This window comes from Treponema bryantii (assembly GCF_900111035.1).
Lineage (GTDB): Bacteria > Spirochaetota > Spirochaetia > Treponematales > Treponemataceae > Treponema_D > Treponema_D bryantii_C.
The window spans coordinates 138,679-155,675 of sequence record NZ_FOFU01000002.1 but is presented as its reverse complement, the minus strand read 5'-3'; the positions used below and the strand labels follow the sequence as shown (position 1 = coordinate 155,675).

Genomic DNA, 16,997 nt, shown 5'->3' with positions numbered 1-16,997 from the left:
TTTTACCACTTATCATTAAATAATGCCACTTATCTTTTAAAAACACACAGAAAACCAGATGCAGTATATACTCCGAATCATAAAAACCTTGCAAAGTCTTCTCCATGTTTTACAATGGAGTCTAGAGTTTGTAAGCATTAAAATCATAAGGAGGCTTTAGTGCAGACACAAATCAGAATTGAAAAATGTGAAAGACCTTACTGCGTGATTCATACGTCTGAAGAAACTGAAGGAATCAAAACTATTGTCGAAAAAATCAGCATGATGGATGAAAGCGGGCATAAGGCGGTGATTACCGGCTGGGACGGGGATTACTGTATTCAGGTTAAGCAGCAGAACATTCTTCGAGTCTACAGTCTGGATAAAAAGGTTTATCTGGAATGTGAAGGAGAAGAGGAACCGCTGCTTTTGAAACTGAGATTGTATGAATTTGAAGAGCTTGCAGGACGCTGTGGCTGGACAGATTTTATACGAATTTCGAACACGGATATTGTGAATCTTTCAAAAGTGGAGAAGTTTGATATGTCTCTTTCCGGAGTTGTAAAAGTTAATTATGGCAACGGAAGATTTGCAATAGTTTCAAGAAGATATATGAACAAAATTAAGAGTCAGATTTTGATGACTCGTAAATAGGAGATTTATTATGACAAAGAATGAAATAAAGAAGGCTGTGGCCAAAAGAACTGCTTTGGGATTTATGATTGGTGTGTTTATCGGACAGACAATTCTGATACTCGAATCACTTGGTATGCGTGATGGAAATTTTTATCCGTTTACAACAGGCCTGTTTGAGCTTGCTGGTACAAAAATTGGTGCTGTTATAATTCAGTATTTTATTACAGGACTTATGGGATCTATGTTTGCCGGTACATCGGTAATTTTTGAACTTGATGAGTGGAGCCTGCTTCGTCAGACAGCAACACATTTTATTTTTACTTCAATACTAATGTACATTGCAGGTTTTATTTCCGGCTGGTTCCCACATACTGTAACAAGCACAATTATCTGGTTTGTTGTGTTCATCGTAATCTACATAATATTCTGGACAAGTTTTACACTGTACTACAAAAATAAGGTGAAAAAGATAAACGAGGCTTTGTAATTAGCTTATAAAACCGAAAAATAAAGGACTGCTAAAAGGCAGTCCTTTATGCTATAATGCCGGTATGGAAGTTAAGATCAGAATTGCAAAAAAGGATGATGCAGAATATTTGCTGGAGATTTATTCATATTATGTTGCGAATACTGCTGTTTCTTTTGAATATGAAGTTCCTTCTGTTCAGGAATTTGAAAGACGTATTTGTACAACACTCGAGAATTATCCGTATCTGGTTGCAGAACTTGATGGAAAGATTGCAGGTTATGCTTATGCCAGCCGTTTTGGGACACGGGCTGCATTTGACTGGTCAATAGAAACTTCTATTTATATTGGTTTGAATTATCATAGACTTGGGCTTGGAAAACTTCTTTATGAAGAACTTGAAAGTATCCTTGCTTTACAAAATATCACAAATCTATATGCAAGAATTGCTGATCCGGCAGAAGACAATGATGAACATCTGAGTCGCGATAGTCAGCACTTTCATGAAGCACAAGGTTATAAACTGGTTGGAAAAATGAATCGCTGCGGCTATAAATTTGACCGCTGGTATAATTTAATTTATATGGAAAAAACAATTACTGAGCATAAACAGACACAGGCTCCGTTTATACCATTTAAACAGTTGCAGTATATTCCGAAATCTTAGAAATTGCCTTGCGTGCCGCATGATGGCTTTTGTTAATAATCTGCATAAACTCTTCTGATGTAAAACTGATGAATTCACATTCAGCAAGAGCTGTAACTGTTGAGCCGTAGTTTTCATTCAAAATACACTGAACATCACCAAGGAAAGTTCCCTGTGTACGCAATGTAAAACCTCTGTCAGAGGCTTCTGAAACTGCGCCAGTTTTAAGATAATAAACATAATCAACCTTCTGGTCTGCGGAAAATAAAGTCTGGCCTACATCAAGAAGTAATGTATTGTTTTTTGTCTGGATTTCAGATGGATTGATGAAGAGGAAGCGGCGCAGGTAGGCTCCGATTCCTTTAGTTCCATAGGCTGGAAGCTGATAGATTTCTGAACGGAGTAGTGTAACAAAGAATTGTGAAACATAAATCATCTGAGCACAGAAAAGAAAGATAATAAAGAAAAAGTAAACCTTCATCATCAAAACTACAAGCGAACTGATGGTTCCGTATATAGTGTTATATTTTGTTACATTCAAAAACATATTGATAAAAAAAGATACGATAAAGAAACTGAGTGTACATAAGCCTGCATAGAAAATACAGCGTCGGAGCAAAGGCTTTGTTCCTGGAATTAAGCGGTAGGCAATAGTTGTACTGATAAAAAGTACAAAATACAAAACCAGAGTACCCAGATTTTTTGAACTTTGTGACATAAGAATTGGTGTGTACTGAAGCAGATTCTGAAAAACAGGAAGAGCCATCAGCTGGCTGAAAGCAAATGCAACAAGAATTACAACCGCAATAATCAGTGTCATTGAAAATTCGCTGATAAAAGTAAGAATCTGATTAAACCATGATTTTCGTTTTGAAACCGGTCTGAAAATCTTATTCATCGAACCGATTATAGAATTAAAGAGCTTACGAGCCATCCAGACTACCCATACACCAAGAAAGATGTTGAATCCGTTTATGGATTTTGTCTGCATCATTTTATCAAGGACCGGCTGAAGGTTTACAAGAGAGGTCAGCTCCTGTGAAAAAGAAATAATGAAATTATAGATGTTAGGATTAACTCTAAGAATTCCGATTAAAACTGCAAAGATAATCAGTGTGATAGGAATGAAAGAAAAAATAAAACCGAAGGCACAGGAAGAAGCACTTTCCCATAATGCGTTTTTTGTAAAATTTGAAAGTGTCAGATAAAGAATCTGTCCAAAGCGGGAGAACTTTTTCTTTAAATATGCCTTAATCGGGGTCATATTTATATAATAGTCCTATAAGGACATTTTGGGAATAGGAAAAGTAAAAGCCGGACTTCTTTGAGAAATCCGGCTTTTGATTATTGTTCTAAAACTGTATTAGAAATCAGCAAGTTTTGGTGCTCTAGGATAAGGAATAACATCCCTTATATTGTCCATACCTGTTACGTAGCGCAGAAGGCGTTCAAAACCAAGACCGAAGCCTGAGTGTGGAACTGTACCAAACTTGCGGAGGTCGAGGTACCAGTCGTAGATAGACTCGTCCATTCCGCGGCGTTCGATTTCTGCCTTAAGTTTGCCGTAATCTTCTTCACGTTCAGAACCACCGATAAGTTCGCCGATTCCAGGAACAAGAACGTCTACAGCTTTTACAGTTTTGCCGTCATCATTCTGTTTCATATAGAAAGACTTGATTTCCTTTGGATAGTTGAAAACCATAACAGGACCGTTATAAATCTTTTCTGTAAGATAGCGCTCGTGCTCTGTTGCAATGTCGCAGCCCCAGTAAGGCTTGAACTCAAACTTAGCACCATTAGCAGCTGCTTTTTCAAGATCTTCAATTGCCTGTGTATAACTGATTCTTGTGAACTTAGCCTTAGCAACCTTTTCGAGACTTTCGATAAGGCCTGGCTGAATTCTCTTGTCAAAGAATGCGAGGTCTTCGCGGCACTTTGTGAGAGCCCAGTTCAAAAGATATTTTACAAAGTCTTCCTGAATGTCCATGTCGTCGTTGAGATCGAAGAATGCCATTTCTGGTTCAATCATCCAGAACTCAGCGAGGTGGCGTGGAGTGTTAGAGTTTTCTGCACGGAAAGTAGGTCCGAAAGTGTAAACGCGGCTCAATGCTGTAGCAAGTGTTTCTGCTTCGAGCTGACCTGATACAGTGAGGGATGCCTTCTTTCCAAAGAAGTCCTTGCTGTAGTCGATGATTTTGTGAGCGTCTTCAATCTTCATTCCGCCCTGTCCGGCTTTTACACCCATCTCTGCAATCTTTTCGAGGCTGAGAGTTGTTACCTGGAACATTTCTCCTGCACCTTCACAGTCAGAGCAGGTGATTTCCGGTGCGTTGATGTACTGGAAGCCTCTCTCCTGGAAGAATGAGTGAACGGCAAAAGCCATCTGGTTACGCATACGGTAAACAGCACCGAAAGTGTTTGTGCGTGCGCGGAGATGTGCGTTGTCACGCAGGTATTCCATAGACATCTTGTTCTTCTGCAATGGATATTCATCTGGATTAGCCTGACCAAGACATTTGAGGCTTTCGAGAGTTACTTCTACAGCCTGTCCGCTTGCAGGGCTTTCAATCAAAAGACCTTCTGCGCGTACACTTGCTCCAGTGTTGAGCTTTTTGAGTTCTTCTTCGATTTCATTTACATTTGCATTATTAGAAGGATTATTGCGGTCAAAGGTGAGCTGGATATTAGCGAAACAACTTCCATCGTTCACCTGAATAAAAACAAGACCCTTTGAGTCGCGAACTGTGCGAACCCAACCACATACTGTAACTTTACGGCCATCTGGAGCCGAAGCCAGTAAATCTTTAATTAATACTGGTACCATAATGTACCCTCCTTCGTAACGGCCGTCACGAACGGCCTCTAATAATGAAAATGTTGTTCTATATTATCATTTTTTAATGGTTGATACAATTATGCTGGTTTTTCTTATTTTTCTTCTTTTTGTCATTAAAAAAAATATGATGAAGGTCATACAACACGAAATTTGCTGTGACATCTATCACAAATTTTATGAAAAAGCGGTGACATTAGTCATAAATTTATATACCGGGAATTGCGGTGGTAATAATTCGGGCTTATATTTTTAATTGTTCGTATGAACAATTAATTTATTAAAAGGAGATGAGTCTATGAAAAGAAAAATTTCAAAATCTTTTTTTATCGTAGCGATTGCTTCAACATTCATTCTTGGGTCATGTAAAAATGACTCACAAAATTCGGTTCCTCGATTATTTGAGGAAAATCCAGCAACAGTAACATGGGATACGTCAAAAACAGATTGTATTGATACCTTTGCAGCAACCGTTTCTGTATATGATGATAGTAACCGTAGAGCTGGTGGCGCAAAACTTCGAGAACAGTATAAAATGGCTGTTAAGACAGTAGCTGATAAACAGTATGTGCGTTTTGATTTTCCTGCAAAAGAGAAAGTAGCTGCCAAAACGGTTATGTCAAATGGTACAGATACTATTATAGTTGATACTAAAACAAATCAGATTGAAAAGAGAATTACTGCATCAGAAAGTGATTTAAAATTAATTAATGATCTGGGGTATATTATTTCACAAGAGAATTTTACAAAAATAGATCTTTCTAGAATAAAAACTGAAGCAACAAAACTTGCCTTGGATATGTCAGAAGATAAATCTGAAAAAGTTCTTTCTGTTAGTTTACCATCGAAATATTTTTCAACTGATAAAGAAAAAAGACTATTAACAAAGGTTTCTTATGATACAACCAATGAATTAATGGAAACTGTTGAAACTGTTACAGAAATGGAAGATGGTTCAATTGTTACTGTAACAACTTCTCCTGTTTATGAGGAAATTGAAGATGGTCTTATAATTAAGATTGGACAATACAGTATTATTGATAAGAAGTCGGACATCCGTTATGAAGGTCTTGAAGATATAGAATACTTTGAAAGTTTGGATGATATCCCGGAACTTTCTCAGGATGAATATGAACAGCTTGTAGATGCTGGCAATGCCGTGACAATCGAAGATATGCCACTGGGAGATCCAGCAGATCCTGGCTCCATAGAAACTATTATAGAATTATATGACAACATAGAAATTAATGTTATTGATGATTCTGTATTTAAGTTGATTATGGAGTTATAACAATATGAAGAAAAAATATTGTTTGATTATTTTATTTTTGACATTTTTTCTCTTTGGGTGTGATGATATAAATTTTGGAATTCAGGAAGTTTATAATACTTATCTGCTTCTAGAGGGAGTTACAGATTCTGATATCACAGTTATGTGTAAATGTGAAAAATTAAATGTTCCAGATTTTACACAATGTGAAGAAAAAGATTCAGATACAATGAGTAATTTTACAAAAACTTACAATCTTTCTGGCAGCAATTCTTATAGATTTTTTTATGTTCCACATAACTGGCAGATTAAAGATCATAAGAATTTAAAGATTTTCTTTACAGTTACTGTAAATGGAGTTTTATATGAGACTTCGTTGGATATTCCTACTTTAAGCACACAAACAGAAGATGGAAAAGATAAGGTAAATTTCATGTTATATGCAGAGAACGGAAATCCTATTCCAGCTGTGTTTACATGGGATTTACATGAGACAATTTAGGAGAAAATATATGAATAAAAGATTTTTTATAACTGTTTTATTATTTTTAATAATTGGAATTAAGGCTTTTTCAAATGCCGGGCTTGAAGATGTAGCTGGTCGTGGTTTCTGGAGTAAAACTGCAAGAGTATACATAAATGATACTTTGCCAGAATTGAATACAGGAAGTGTAAATCGCGGTGAAAGAATAAAAGGTGTGGTTTACTTTGAAGGGTTTGATTTTTCGCATTATGATGCCGAGTCAAAAGGTATTGAACCAATGCTTGAAGAAACTTATGTTCTGCTTAAAGAATTTTATGCAGCAGAAAATCAGTCTGATAAAAAACCTGTTCCATTTGTTTTCCTTGGACATAGTCAGGGTGGATTAAGATCTGTGGCTATGAGTACTTATTTAAAAAATAAGGACCCGGTTTTGTATAAGCAGCTCAAAGGTGTAGTTACTTTTTCTGGCATAGATAAAGGCTTGAAACTTCTTGAGAATAAGGGAGCAAATTTCAGATCGGGTCTTTATACGGATGTAAACATTCTTACTGATGGTATATATGGAACTGTAAAAGTATTAGATTTTACACCAACTGATTTTATATCTGATTTTATATTTAATAGTATTTTTGAGAAAGCTTTTGCTGATGGTGTATATGCTTTAGGTAATCTATTTTTGTGTAATTGGCTTGGTTTAACAAAAGGATTTGCATATCCAATTATGAATAATACCGGCTGGAATAGTTATGCACAGATTAGAGATATGTGTCCACAAAGTGATTTTGTAAAGAAATATGTTCTTGAAGAAAAACCATATTATTATAAAGTTGCTTCTGGCACTACACTTGAAGTTGTATGGAAGAAGGGCTGGTTAGGAATTCGTTATCCTACATTGGAAAGAAGAACTGTTTATTCAACAGTGCAAACCACAGATGTAAATATGAAGGTTGATAAAAATTTGCCTTTAAATTTTCTTATTGGTGGATATAATGATTCATTAAGTATGGCTGATGAAACTACTCGCAATAACATTGATAAAGGAATGCGTATTGCGGGAGACGTATTCAATGCTGCTTATATAGCTCATATAGCTAAAAGTTGTTTAATTATCGGCTTATTTACAAATAGTCCTGCTTATGCTTCTGATTGTAATAAGGCTGCAGACTGGTGTTATAATTACAAGCGAGAGATTAACGAATTAATTGGGGAATCTGCTAATGATGGACTTGTTGCTGTAAGCAGTCAGCAATTACCAGTTTACAGTAAAGTTGGTTCTTCTGCAGAGACCAAAATACTTAATAAAACAAACCGAATCATCTACAATAATCGCAATCATGCAAATATTACTGACATTGGAAGTGCTTCAAGAAATAAAATTAATGATTATGCAGATGAGATCCTTGGAATAAAAAATAGAACTAACAAAAAACGTTAATAAAAATACGAGCTATGAAAAAATATTTCTTGATAATTTTGCTTACAATATGTTTTCTACTAGACTTTATTTCATGTAGAAATTCTTCGAGTATTTCGTTATCTGGAGATATACGTATTTCTTTGGCTTCGCCATACAATGATAAGGTTGAAGCCAAAGTTTATATTGAAGGTCCAGATGGGAATATAGTTAATGGCGCAATTGTGTCTATAAAGGATTCTGCAAACACAGTTTCGCTTTTGGATTACAATTTTCAACAGGGGTGTTATTATAAGCTGATAGATAAACCTTCGGATGGCTTTTATACCGTCGTTGTAAAGTCTCGGCTTTTTGATTCTCCTGTTGTTTATAGTATACCTCATACCTATCTGGAAGATTCTATCGATTATAAGTTAATAGAAATGACCAATCAAATTGGGCAAAGTTATCAGAAATATGATTCATTTGATACGGCTTATCCAATTAGAGTTACCTGGCTTTCTGCAATGGATGAGTGTACATATAAAGTAATTATAAGGACTCCCTTAAAAATTTTATATGAAGTATCTACAAATAATAAAACAATTGAAATTCCTGCAAATACAATTCCTGCAGGAACTTCATACGTTTACCTCCAGATTCAACAACAAAAATCCTATGGAGATATTCTTTTTGAAGATGCAGATTATTATTCAGTTTCAGTTTTTTCAACTGGGAATATAAGTTTTAATGTTCAGTAAAAAATTAAAAATACAAATTTCTTCTTTAGGTTTTATATTTGTGTTCTTCTTTTCTGCCTGCACAAATATTCAAAATCAAGAAATTAATTACAACATTATTACTCCAAAATCAGAATGGATTTATTATTCAGATTCTCTTATCACTCTATCAACAAATTTGAATAGTGATGAAATATTATGGTATTCAGATAAAGCGGGATTTTTAGGGAATGGAAACGGATTTACGGTAAAACTAAAGCCGGGAGTACATAATATAAAAGCTGTATTTAGGGATAATCAAAAGTCTGTTTTGATTTATGTTGAAGAGCGTAGTATTAGTCATGGGCAGACTTTCAGGTATTTAGTTAATTCCAATCAACAGGCTTTATCAATTCCAAATGGTGTTTATAAGCCAGGCCTTGTAGCTCTGGATGGATCTGTCAGTAAGTTTTCTATTAATGAAAAAAGTATAGAGAGGGAATTAAAAAGAGATTTCCATATTGATTGCAATGCCAAAGGGAAAAAAATACTATCGAATAGTTCGCGAACTGCTAATAAAAATGTTTATTCCTTAAATGATGAAAAAAAGTTTTATGTTATAAATACAAAGTATCAGTCTTTAGAACCTCATGAAATTCTCGCAAAAGTAATTCATGTTTCAGAATCTTATGTTGTATGGTATCCAAAAAATCCAGAAGAATACTCTGATATTCGTGTAAACGAGAATTCTCTGGATTTGTGTATTAATGAAATTGAAAATAGAATAATTCCCCGCTTAAAAACTTTGTGGGGTGAACTTCCGGATATTGATAATGATGGAAAAATCTCTCTTTTGTTTACACCTACAATAAATGAGGAAGAAACGGCAATAGGATTTTTTAATTCCGAAGATTTTTATGCAAGAGATATTGAATCTCCCTTCAGTAATGAAATGGATGTTCTTTATATTGCAGTTCCGGAGGCAGAAAAATTTTCGTATTCCGTAAATTGCATTTCAGCAACTATTGCCCACGAGTTAACTCATGCAATTAATTATAACATCAAGACATATTCGCGAGTATTAAAAAAAATAACTAATCCTCCTGTTGAAGAAACTTTTCTGGATGAAGCGATGAGCCATTTAAGTGAAAGCCTGTGTGGTTATGGTATTTCTGGAGGAAATATTAGTAATCTAAGTTATTATCTGAATAATTTGGAAAAGTATTCTGTGTGTAAAGCAGATTTTATGGGCAATGAAGATACTAATGGCCGCCGTGCTGCTGCAACAATGTTTTTAAGCTGGTTATTCTGGAAAAAGGGAGGAATAACCTGGAATTCTGAAGATCCTCTGGAAATTATTGACAGAGGCGGAATCGATTTTCTTCAGAGACTTGTAGCAAGTGAAGGAACTGGATGGGAACATATTGGAAATATTTTTGGATTAAAAACGGATATCCTTTATGTGAATATGGTAGAAGAATTAAATGATAAGCGTTCTGATATAGAATCCATGCTTCTTGATCCTTATTCTGGAGAACCTGTTCAATTATTTCCTGATAATCGGGAGTACTGTTTTATCGAAACAGGAAAAAAATGGAATTTGAAACTTCCGGAATTAAAGAAAGATACAGATGTTTCTTTGATTCCGTATTCTTTTGTAATTTTTGAGAAGTGTAATAATCAGAATGAACTGATAATTACTAATACTGATATAAAAGGACAGGTCATAGGTTTAATTTGTATGGAGTAAAAACATTTATTTATACGTAAGAAAATTCCCCTAGAAAAAAATTGACTTATGGAAATTCCGTGGTATAATTAACAATTAGTTAAACGTTTTACTAAAAACGTTTAACTAATTGTTATAACAAAAAAAGTATTGAGGTGATTATGAAATTCTTAAAGACTGCCCGACAGAAGAATTCAATGAAAGACTTTCTGATGATACTGCCTTTCCTTCTTCTTATCGCTGTTTTTTCTTATTATCCGTTATATGGCTGGGTTTATGCATTCTTCGATTATAAACCTCCGTTTCCACTTTCCTGGGAAAAGTTCGTTGGTTTTAAATGGTTTATTTCGATGGTAGAAAATCCTGTTAAGGTAAAAAAACTTGTACAGGTTCTTACTAATACTTTTGCAATGAGCGGGCTCAGTCTTTTGTTCTCATGGTTCCCGATGATATTTGCTGTCTTCCTGAATGAAATCAAATCAGTTCCTTTTAAGAAGTTTGTTCAGACAGTTACAACCCTTCCAAACTTTATCAGCTGGGTTCTTGTTTATTCCATTGCATTCAGCGTTTTCAACAGTACAGGTGCAGTAAACAGTGTTCTTATGAACATGGGTATTATTGATGAACCGGTTATGTTCCTGCAGTCTTCGAGCCATGTATGGTTTAAGCAGTGGTTATGGCTTACCTGGAAAAATGCCGGTTGGGCTGCAATTATGTATATTGCTGCAATTACAGGAATTGATGAGTCTCTTATGGAGGCAGCAAAGATAGACGGTGCATCGCGTATGCAGTGCATCTGGCATATTACAATTCCAAGTATCCTTCCAACATATTTTGTACTTGTAATGCTGAGTCTTGCAAACTTCCTCTCAAACGGAATGGAACAGTACTTTGTATTTGCAAACTCTTTCAATAAAGCAAAAATAGAAGTTCTTGATCTTTATGTTTATAACCTTGCAATGGGTAGCGGTGGATATTCACTTTCAACAGCTATCAGTATTCTGAAAACTTTTGTAAGTATTATCCTGCTATGTGTTACTAACTGGGTTTCAAAGAAAATCCGCGGCGACAGCCTGCTGTAGTCTGTTATTGTGAGGTAAAGAAAATGAGTTTAAAAAGACTTACACTTGAAGATCATATAATCAATATTTCAACTTATATCGTTTATACATTTTTTGCTTTTGTCTGTGTATATCCTTTCTATTACATATTCATCAACTCAATGAGTGCAAACGATTTGAGTGAGCGTGGAAAGGTTCTTCTGTATCCGATTGGTTTTCATCTTACAAACTATGCACAGGTAATGAAGATAAACGGTTTGATTTCGGCATTTAAGATTTCAATTTTAAGAACTGTTATCGGAACAATGCTTACTGTAATTGTTGCAGCCTTTCTGGGATATATGTTTACCCGTGAGAGTCTGTGGAAAAGAAAGTTCTGGTATCGATATGCAGTAGCCACAATGTACTTTAATGCGGGAATCATTCCATGGTTCATTACAATGAAAAACCTGCACCTTACAAACAGTTTCTGGGGATATATTTTCCCGGTTGCAGTTCAGCCGTTCTACATTGTTTTGTGTAAGACCTTTGTTGAAAGTGTTCCAAAGGAACTTGAAGAAGCTGCTGTAATTGATGGTGCAGGTACCCTTAAGATTTTCTTTAGTATTATTGTGCCTGTTATTAAGCCGATTGTTGCAACAGTTGCGATTTTTGCTTCGGTTGCACAGTGGAACTCATTCCAGGATACACTGCTTCTTGTAACAGATCCAAAATTGTACACACTTCAGTTTACTTTGTATCAATATATAAATCAGGCAAGTTCTCTTAAAGCTCTGGTAAATAACAGTACATCAGCTGCGGCTATGGCTGCGAGTCTTGCCCATGCATCAACGGCAACTTCAATAAGAATGACTGTTTCTGTAATTGTTGTATTGCCGATTATCTGTGTTTACCCGGTTTTCCAGCGTTACTTTACAAAGGGAATTATGATTGGTGCTGTAAAAGGTTAATACGAATCTGCGATTCGATTATATAAAAAAAATTAGGAGGAAACACTAATGAAAAAAGGAAAGATTTTTTCTGCTCTTACCGTAATGGCTGTTTCTGCTGCGTTGCTTTGTAGCTGCGGTAATGGAAAGAAAGTTTCAAAAGCTGGTGATGATAATGCACCTATGACTTTTGAAATTTATGATGTTGCTGCTAACTATCAGGGTATGCAGTCTGGTTGGTTTGCTAAAGTTGTAAAGGACAAATTTAACATTGAATTGAACATCATTGCTCCACAGGTTGCAGGCGACAGCATCTATCAGCTTCGCGCAAGCTCTGGAAATCTTGGAGATATCGTTCTTCTTGAAGCAACTCAGTTCAACGATTGTCTTGAAGCAGGACTTATTAAGGACATTACTGCTGAACTCAAGGCAAGTCCAAATCTCATGAAGTTCGAAGATCAGATTTCTACTTTCAATAAAGGACTTCCAGGAAACTCTGCAGGAAAGTTCTATGGTATTCCTACAGAAATGACAGATACATCTCCAACAACTGTAAGCCAGGAAAGAATTTATTCTCTTCCACAGCTCAAGTGGGATTTGTATAACAAGATTGGCGCTCCAGAAATTAATAATCTTGATGACCTTCTTAAGGCTTTTGTAGAAATCAGAAAAATTCACCCGACAAATGCTAATGGTGATCCAGCATATCCACTTTCACTCTGGCCAGACTGGGATGGTGGTGACGGTATGATTGGTATTGCTAACGTTGTTCAGCTTAATACCTGGTATGGTGAAAAGATTAAAGGTTCTGCAATTCTTAAGGAAGATGGAAAGACTTTCTATCCACTTACAGAAAAGAGTGGAACATACTACAAGATGCTTAAGTTCCTTAACGATGCTTACAAACTCAAAGTTGTAGACCCAGATTCTGGTACACAGGACTGGAACTCAGTTTGTGCTAAGATCTCTAACGGTCAGGTAGACTTCATCTGGTACACATGGGAAATTGGTTTCTGGAATACAAATGAACGCTATAAGGATGGATCTGCATTCTGTTTCATTCCTGTAAAGGATCAGAAATACTATGCTGATTCAGACTCTTACTACGGAAGCGGACGTGTATTTGGTGTTGGTTCAAAAGTTGATCCTGCAAAGTATAAGAGAATTATGGAATTCCTTGACTGGTACGCTAGTCCAGAATCTTTGATTATTCAGCATGCAGGTCTTGAAGGTTTCAACTATAAAGTTGGCTCAGACGGAAAGTATATCCAGATGAACGACAATGCTTTGATGGATAACCTTCCTGTTCCAGCAGAATTCGGTGGCGGTGGATACAGCGACGGATTCAATGCAATTAACCAGTGGATTGCTTCTTCTATGTGTACTAACCCTAAGACTGGTGAACTCTACAACAACCAGTACTGGAAGTCATACAAAGAAATGAATATGACTCAGATGAGAAAAGACTGGGAAAAGAAATACAATGCAGCAAATGCTACAGACTACATGGTTAAGAACAATGCACTTGTTGTAAGTCCAAGTGTAAGTGTAAGCTTGCCATCTGATTCGGCAGATATTTCTGTAATCCGCAACAGTGTAAATCACTCTGTTTGTGACGCTTCATGGCGTATGATTTTTGCTGCTGATGATAAGGCATTCGATAAGATGTGGGATGATATGGTATCAGAAGTAAAGGGCTTCGGATTTGATGAGCTCTATAAGTTTGATGTTGATAAACACACAATCGAAGTAAATGCTAAATTAGCTGCTATGCGCTAATTGTTATAGGCAATAAAAAAAGGCCGTCGGTAACGACGGTCTTTTTTTATGATTTCATTTATTTTTTTAAGCAACGTAAGCTTCAAGGCGACGTGCTCTTGTAGGATGCTGCAGTCTTACAATTGCATGCTTTTCAATCTGACGGATACGCTCTTTTGTGAGAGAGCATTCTTCTCCAACTTCCTTAAGTGACATAGGTTTTGCTCCGTTGAGGCCGTAACGCATACGGATAACACGAGCTTCGTTTGGACGAAGTGTATTTATTACACCGTCAATTTCTTCATGCATAGACTTTTCAATAGCCTTTTCTTCTGGACGATCGTAAGCGTTATCTTCGAAAAAGTCTCCGACCTTAGAATGTCCGTTATCTGAATCATTAACTTCTGCATCAAGGCTGATCATTTCGCGGCTGATGTTAATCATATCGCGAACGTGTGAAGCATCCATGTTGAGCATAGCTCCAATCTCTTCATATTCCTGCTGTTCTGTTTTCTTTGTTCCAACAACTTTGCGTGCATGTTCAATCTGAACGAGCTCATTAGCACGGTTGAGTGGAAGGCGGATAGCACGGCTCTTTTCGCAGATTGCTTTAAGAATGCTCTGACGAATCCACCATACAGCATATGAAATGAAGTGATAGCCCTTTGAAGCATCGAATTTATCTACAGCAGTAAGGAGACCAAGGTTTCCTTCGCTGATTAAGTCTGAAAGATCGAGCCCATGATTCTGGTATTTCTTTGCAACATTAACTACAAAGCGGAGATTCGAATTTACAAGTTTGTTTTTAGCAGCTTTATCGCCAGCCTGAGCTTTCTGAGCAAGCTCAACTTCTTCTTCGTGTGAAATCATAGGAATCTTGTTGATTTCTTTAAGGTACATAGCAAGAATGTTTTCATCGCGTGTCATGGCATAATCTCCTTTTATACTTATGATATAGCAAGTAATGTGCCAAGTGAAAACGGCAAGTAAAAAATATCAAAAAACTAAAAAAATAATAAAAAAAAGCGGAATTTTGTCATTTTTACACCTGTTTAAGGGGTTAAAAAGACACAGTGAACAGGTTGTACCGGAATTTAGTGTCATTTTGATACAGTGATGTTAGAGAGGGGCGTTTACGGGTTATTTTGACACATAAAGGCAAAAAACAGATTATTTGCTTTCAGATTTGTGAGCTTCCTGCTTCCTGATATACATCAGGTTATCTGCCTGGTTAATATAATCAATAATAGTATTGGAAGATTCTGGATCTGTAATGATATAACCACAGCTTGCAGTAAGTGGATATGAAAGTTGCATGGAAGAAACCTGTTTTGTAAGATTATCAGTCAGTTTCTTTATGTATTTCTGGACAGCCTTTTCATCATTGCAAACACCAAGAGCAATGAACTCATCTCCACCATAACGGATACCAATCCAGTTTTTAGGCATTTCTGTCAGCAATGCAGAGGAAACTGTTCTTATGGCAAGATCTCCCTGAAGATGGCCAAAGTTATCATTGATATATTTCATTCTGTTGATATCAACAAATACAACTGCACACTTCTGATTACGCGCATTTGCTTTTTCCAGAAGAGGAATACCATTCTGTTCCATACCAAATCGGTTATTAAGTCCTGTAAGCTGGTCTGTGTTTGAAATATTGAGTAAAGTTTTGTTCATTTCATCCAGTTTACAGTTCTTTCGATACTGCTCAAGGTTTCCATTTATCTGGATCATATAATGATTCAGAGTTGTATCAATCAGAAAATCAACAGCGTCTTTAACAACAATATATCCGAAAATGTAATCATCATAATGAAGTGGAGTAAAGGTATAAACAGAAGGCTTAGCCTTGTCATCAAAGTCTGGAATCAGGTCTTGCCGCGGAAAATGTTCTTTACTAAAAATCTTTTTTCCTTTTATGCCGACAAGACAATCCATATAATCAGAAAATTGTTTAGTACCTTTAAAAGAAGCATCTATAAAGCTGTTTTTTGCTTCGGAATCAAGAATGAAGTAAAAATCCTTATCTGCAAAAGTTCTATTGTATTTATAGTAATTCATAAGGGATTTTTTGAAGTCTGGATAGTTTGAACAATTGAAAATGGAATTTATCATATCAGTTTCCTGACTTTGGAATATGATGTTTTCCATTTCTTTCATATATGCATTTATACAGAAATCTTTACGGTATGAATCACCCTCACTTTCAGACATACAACCACAGCTTTCATTTTTTACAAAGGAAGATGAAACCACAACTTTCTCAGGTTTTGCGGTTCCCTCAATTTTTTCTATAAGCTGCCAGGCTGCAATGTATCCGATTTTTTCGAAATCCTGATAAACTGTAGTGATGGAAGGATAAAATGTTGAGGCAAAAGAGATTTTATCAAAGCCGGTTACAATAAAATCCTTAGGTACTGAAAATCCATGGTCTCTCAAACCAATACAGACTGCAATGGCAATATTGTCATTTGCACAGATAAAAGCATCCGGTGGATTTTCCCGCTTAGTTAACTCCATCGCATATTTAATACTTGTAATATATTCCCAGTTTGTATAGCGGATATTTTCGTCTTTAAGTTCAATTCCATTTGTTGATAAGGCTTTTCTTGTTGCATCTAGACGTTCATTTGAATCTGGATGTTCTTTTGTTCCTGCAAAAAAGGCTGGATTTTTTATATGATGTTCCTTAACAAGATGGTCAACCATTTCGAACATGCCTTTGTAGTTATCAATTCCAACATAACTGAGGCCATCTAACGGGACTCCAATACTGACAGACGGTACGTCATTTGCTACCAGAAGCTTTGATATATTATCTGGATTATTTCCGGTGTTAAGCATATTTGAAAAAACTATGGCACCGTCAAAGTTCTTGTAATCTGAAAGATAAAAAATGGAATCTTCGCCCTTTTGTCGGGATTCCGGGTGGCTGAACGCTGCAAAACTTAAAAATAGAAAGATATCAATGTTTTGTTTATCAGTTACTTCCTGAATTCCTTTAAGAGCCTGTGCGATTCCAAGATTGTTCCAGCCGTTGGCGAAAACTGCAATTCTCCGTTTCATATCTATAATTATATTACAGAAAATT

At 36.0% G+C, this 16,997-nt stretch carries 15 protein-coding genes; 11 read left to right on the top strand and 4 right to left on the bottom strand.

The genetic code is table 11. The features are described 5' to 3' along the window. The first annotated feature begins 159 nt into the window (after positions 1-159). From BMY21_RS03925 to BMY21_RS03915, 3 genes are all read left to right on the top strand, one after another. Positions 160-633 carry a LytTR family DNA-binding domain-containing protein gene (locus tag BMY21_RS03925; protein WP_074641132.1) on the top strand — a complete coding sequence of 158 codons (474 nt, stop codon included), beginning with the start codon at positions 160-162 and terminating at the stop codon, positions 631-633. A 10-nt stretch (positions 634-643) separates the two neighbouring features. After that, entirely contained in the window at positions 644-1,102 is a 459-nt protein-coding gene (locus tag BMY21_RS03920) for a DUF3021 domain-containing protein (RefSeq protein WP_074641130.1), read from the top strand. Positions 1,103-1,166: 64 nt separating this feature from the next. Further along, positions 1,167-1,748, top strand: coding sequence for a GNAT family N-acetyltransferase (locus BMY21_RS03915; RefSeq protein ID WP_074641128.1), 582 nt, complete (start codon positions 1,167-1,169; stop codon positions 1,746-1,748). Here the strand turns inward: BMY21_RS03915 and BMY21_RS03910 are convergent. After that, positions 1,717-2,991 carry a YhjD/YihY/BrkB family envelope integrity protein gene (locus BMY21_RS03910; RefSeq protein ID WP_074641126.1) on the bottom strand — a complete coding sequence of 425 codons (1,275 nt, stop codon included), beginning with the start codon at positions 2,989-2,991 and terminating at the stop codon, positions 1,717-1,719. The two genes, BMY21_RS03915 and BMY21_RS03910, sit on opposite strands and share 32 nt — an antisense overlap. Before the next feature lie 99 nt (positions 2,992-3,090). Then, on the bottom strand, positions 3,091-4,551 hold the full coding sequence (asnS, locus tag BMY21_RS03905) for an asparagine--tRNA ligase (protein ID WP_074641124.1): 1,461 nt from the start codon (positions 4,549-4,551) through the stop codon (positions 3,091-3,093). 307 nt (positions 4,552-4,858) lie between these two features. On the opposite strand from asnS, the gene BMY21_RS03900 reads away from it, so the two are divergent. The 8 genes from BMY21_RS03900 (at position 4,859) to BMY21_RS03865 (ending at position 13,924) form a co-directional block, all read left to right on the top strand. Next, on the top strand, positions 4,859-5,851 hold the full coding sequence (locus tag BMY21_RS03900; protein ID WP_074641122.1) for a hypothetical protein: 993 nt from the start codon (positions 4,859-4,861) through the stop codon (positions 5,849-5,851). 4 nt (positions 5,852-5,855) lie between these two features. Further along, positions 5,856-6,332, top strand: a complete 477-nt coding sequence (locus BMY21_RS03895) for a hypothetical protein (protein WP_074641120.1) — start codon at positions 5,856-5,858, stop codon at positions 6,330-6,332. A gap of 10 nt (positions 6,333-6,342) precedes the next feature. Beyond that, positions 6,343-7,749 (top strand): hypothetical protein, encoded by a 1,407-nt coding sequence (locus BMY21_RS03890; RefSeq protein ID WP_074641118.1) that lies wholly within the window; start codon positions 6,343-6,345, stop codon positions 7,747-7,749. A gap of 122 nt (positions 7,750-7,871) precedes the next feature. Beyond that, a complete protein-coding gene (locus BMY21_RS03885) occupies positions 7,872-8,468 on the top strand; it encodes a hypothetical protein (RefSeq protein WP_074641116.1) in 597 nt (198 codons plus the stop codon). Further along, positions 8,458-10,176, top strand: a complete 1,719-nt coding sequence (locus BMY21_RS03880; protein ID WP_074641114.1) for a hypothetical protein — start codon at positions 8,458-8,460, stop codon at positions 10,174-10,176. Before BMY21_RS03885 ends, BMY21_RS03880 begins: the two co-directional genes overlap by 11 nt. A 140-nt stretch (positions 10,177-10,316) precedes the next feature. Beyond that, the gene (locus BMY21_RS03875; protein WP_074641112.1) at positions 10,317-11,237 is read left to right on the top strand and encodes an ABC transporter permease subunit; all 921 of its coding nucleotides are present in this window, start codon (positions 10,317-10,319) and stop codon (positions 11,235-11,237) included. A 23-nt stretch (positions 11,238-11,260) separates the two neighbouring features. After that, positions 11,261-12,166, top strand: coding sequence for a carbohydrate ABC transporter permease (locus tag BMY21_RS03870; protein ID WP_074641110.1), 906 nt, complete (start codon positions 11,261-11,263; stop codon positions 12,164-12,166). 48 nt (positions 12,167-12,214) lie between these two features. Next, the gene (locus tag BMY21_RS03865; protein WP_074641108.1) at positions 12,215-13,924 is read left to right on the top strand and encodes a type 2 periplasmic-binding domain-containing protein; all 1,710 of its coding nucleotides are present in this window, start codon (positions 12,215-12,217) and stop codon (positions 13,922-13,924) included. A 66-nt stretch (positions 13,925-13,990) separates the two neighbouring features. Here the strand turns inward: BMY21_RS03865 and BMY21_RS03860 are convergent, their stop codons facing one another. Both BMY21_RS03860 and BMY21_RS03855 read right to left on the bottom strand, forming a co-directional pair. Continuing rightward, entirely contained in the window at positions 13,991-14,830 is an 840-nt protein-coding gene (locus tag BMY21_RS03860; protein ID WP_074641106.1) for a sigma-70 family RNA polymerase sigma factor, read from the bottom strand. Positions 14,831-15,073: 243 nt separating this feature from the next. Then, a complete protein-coding gene (locus tag BMY21_RS03855; protein WP_074641104.1) occupies positions 15,074-16,972 on the bottom strand; it encodes a substrate-binding and GGDEF domain-containing protein in 1,899 nt (632 codons plus the stop codon). Positions 16,973-16,997 lie beyond the last annotated feature (25 nt).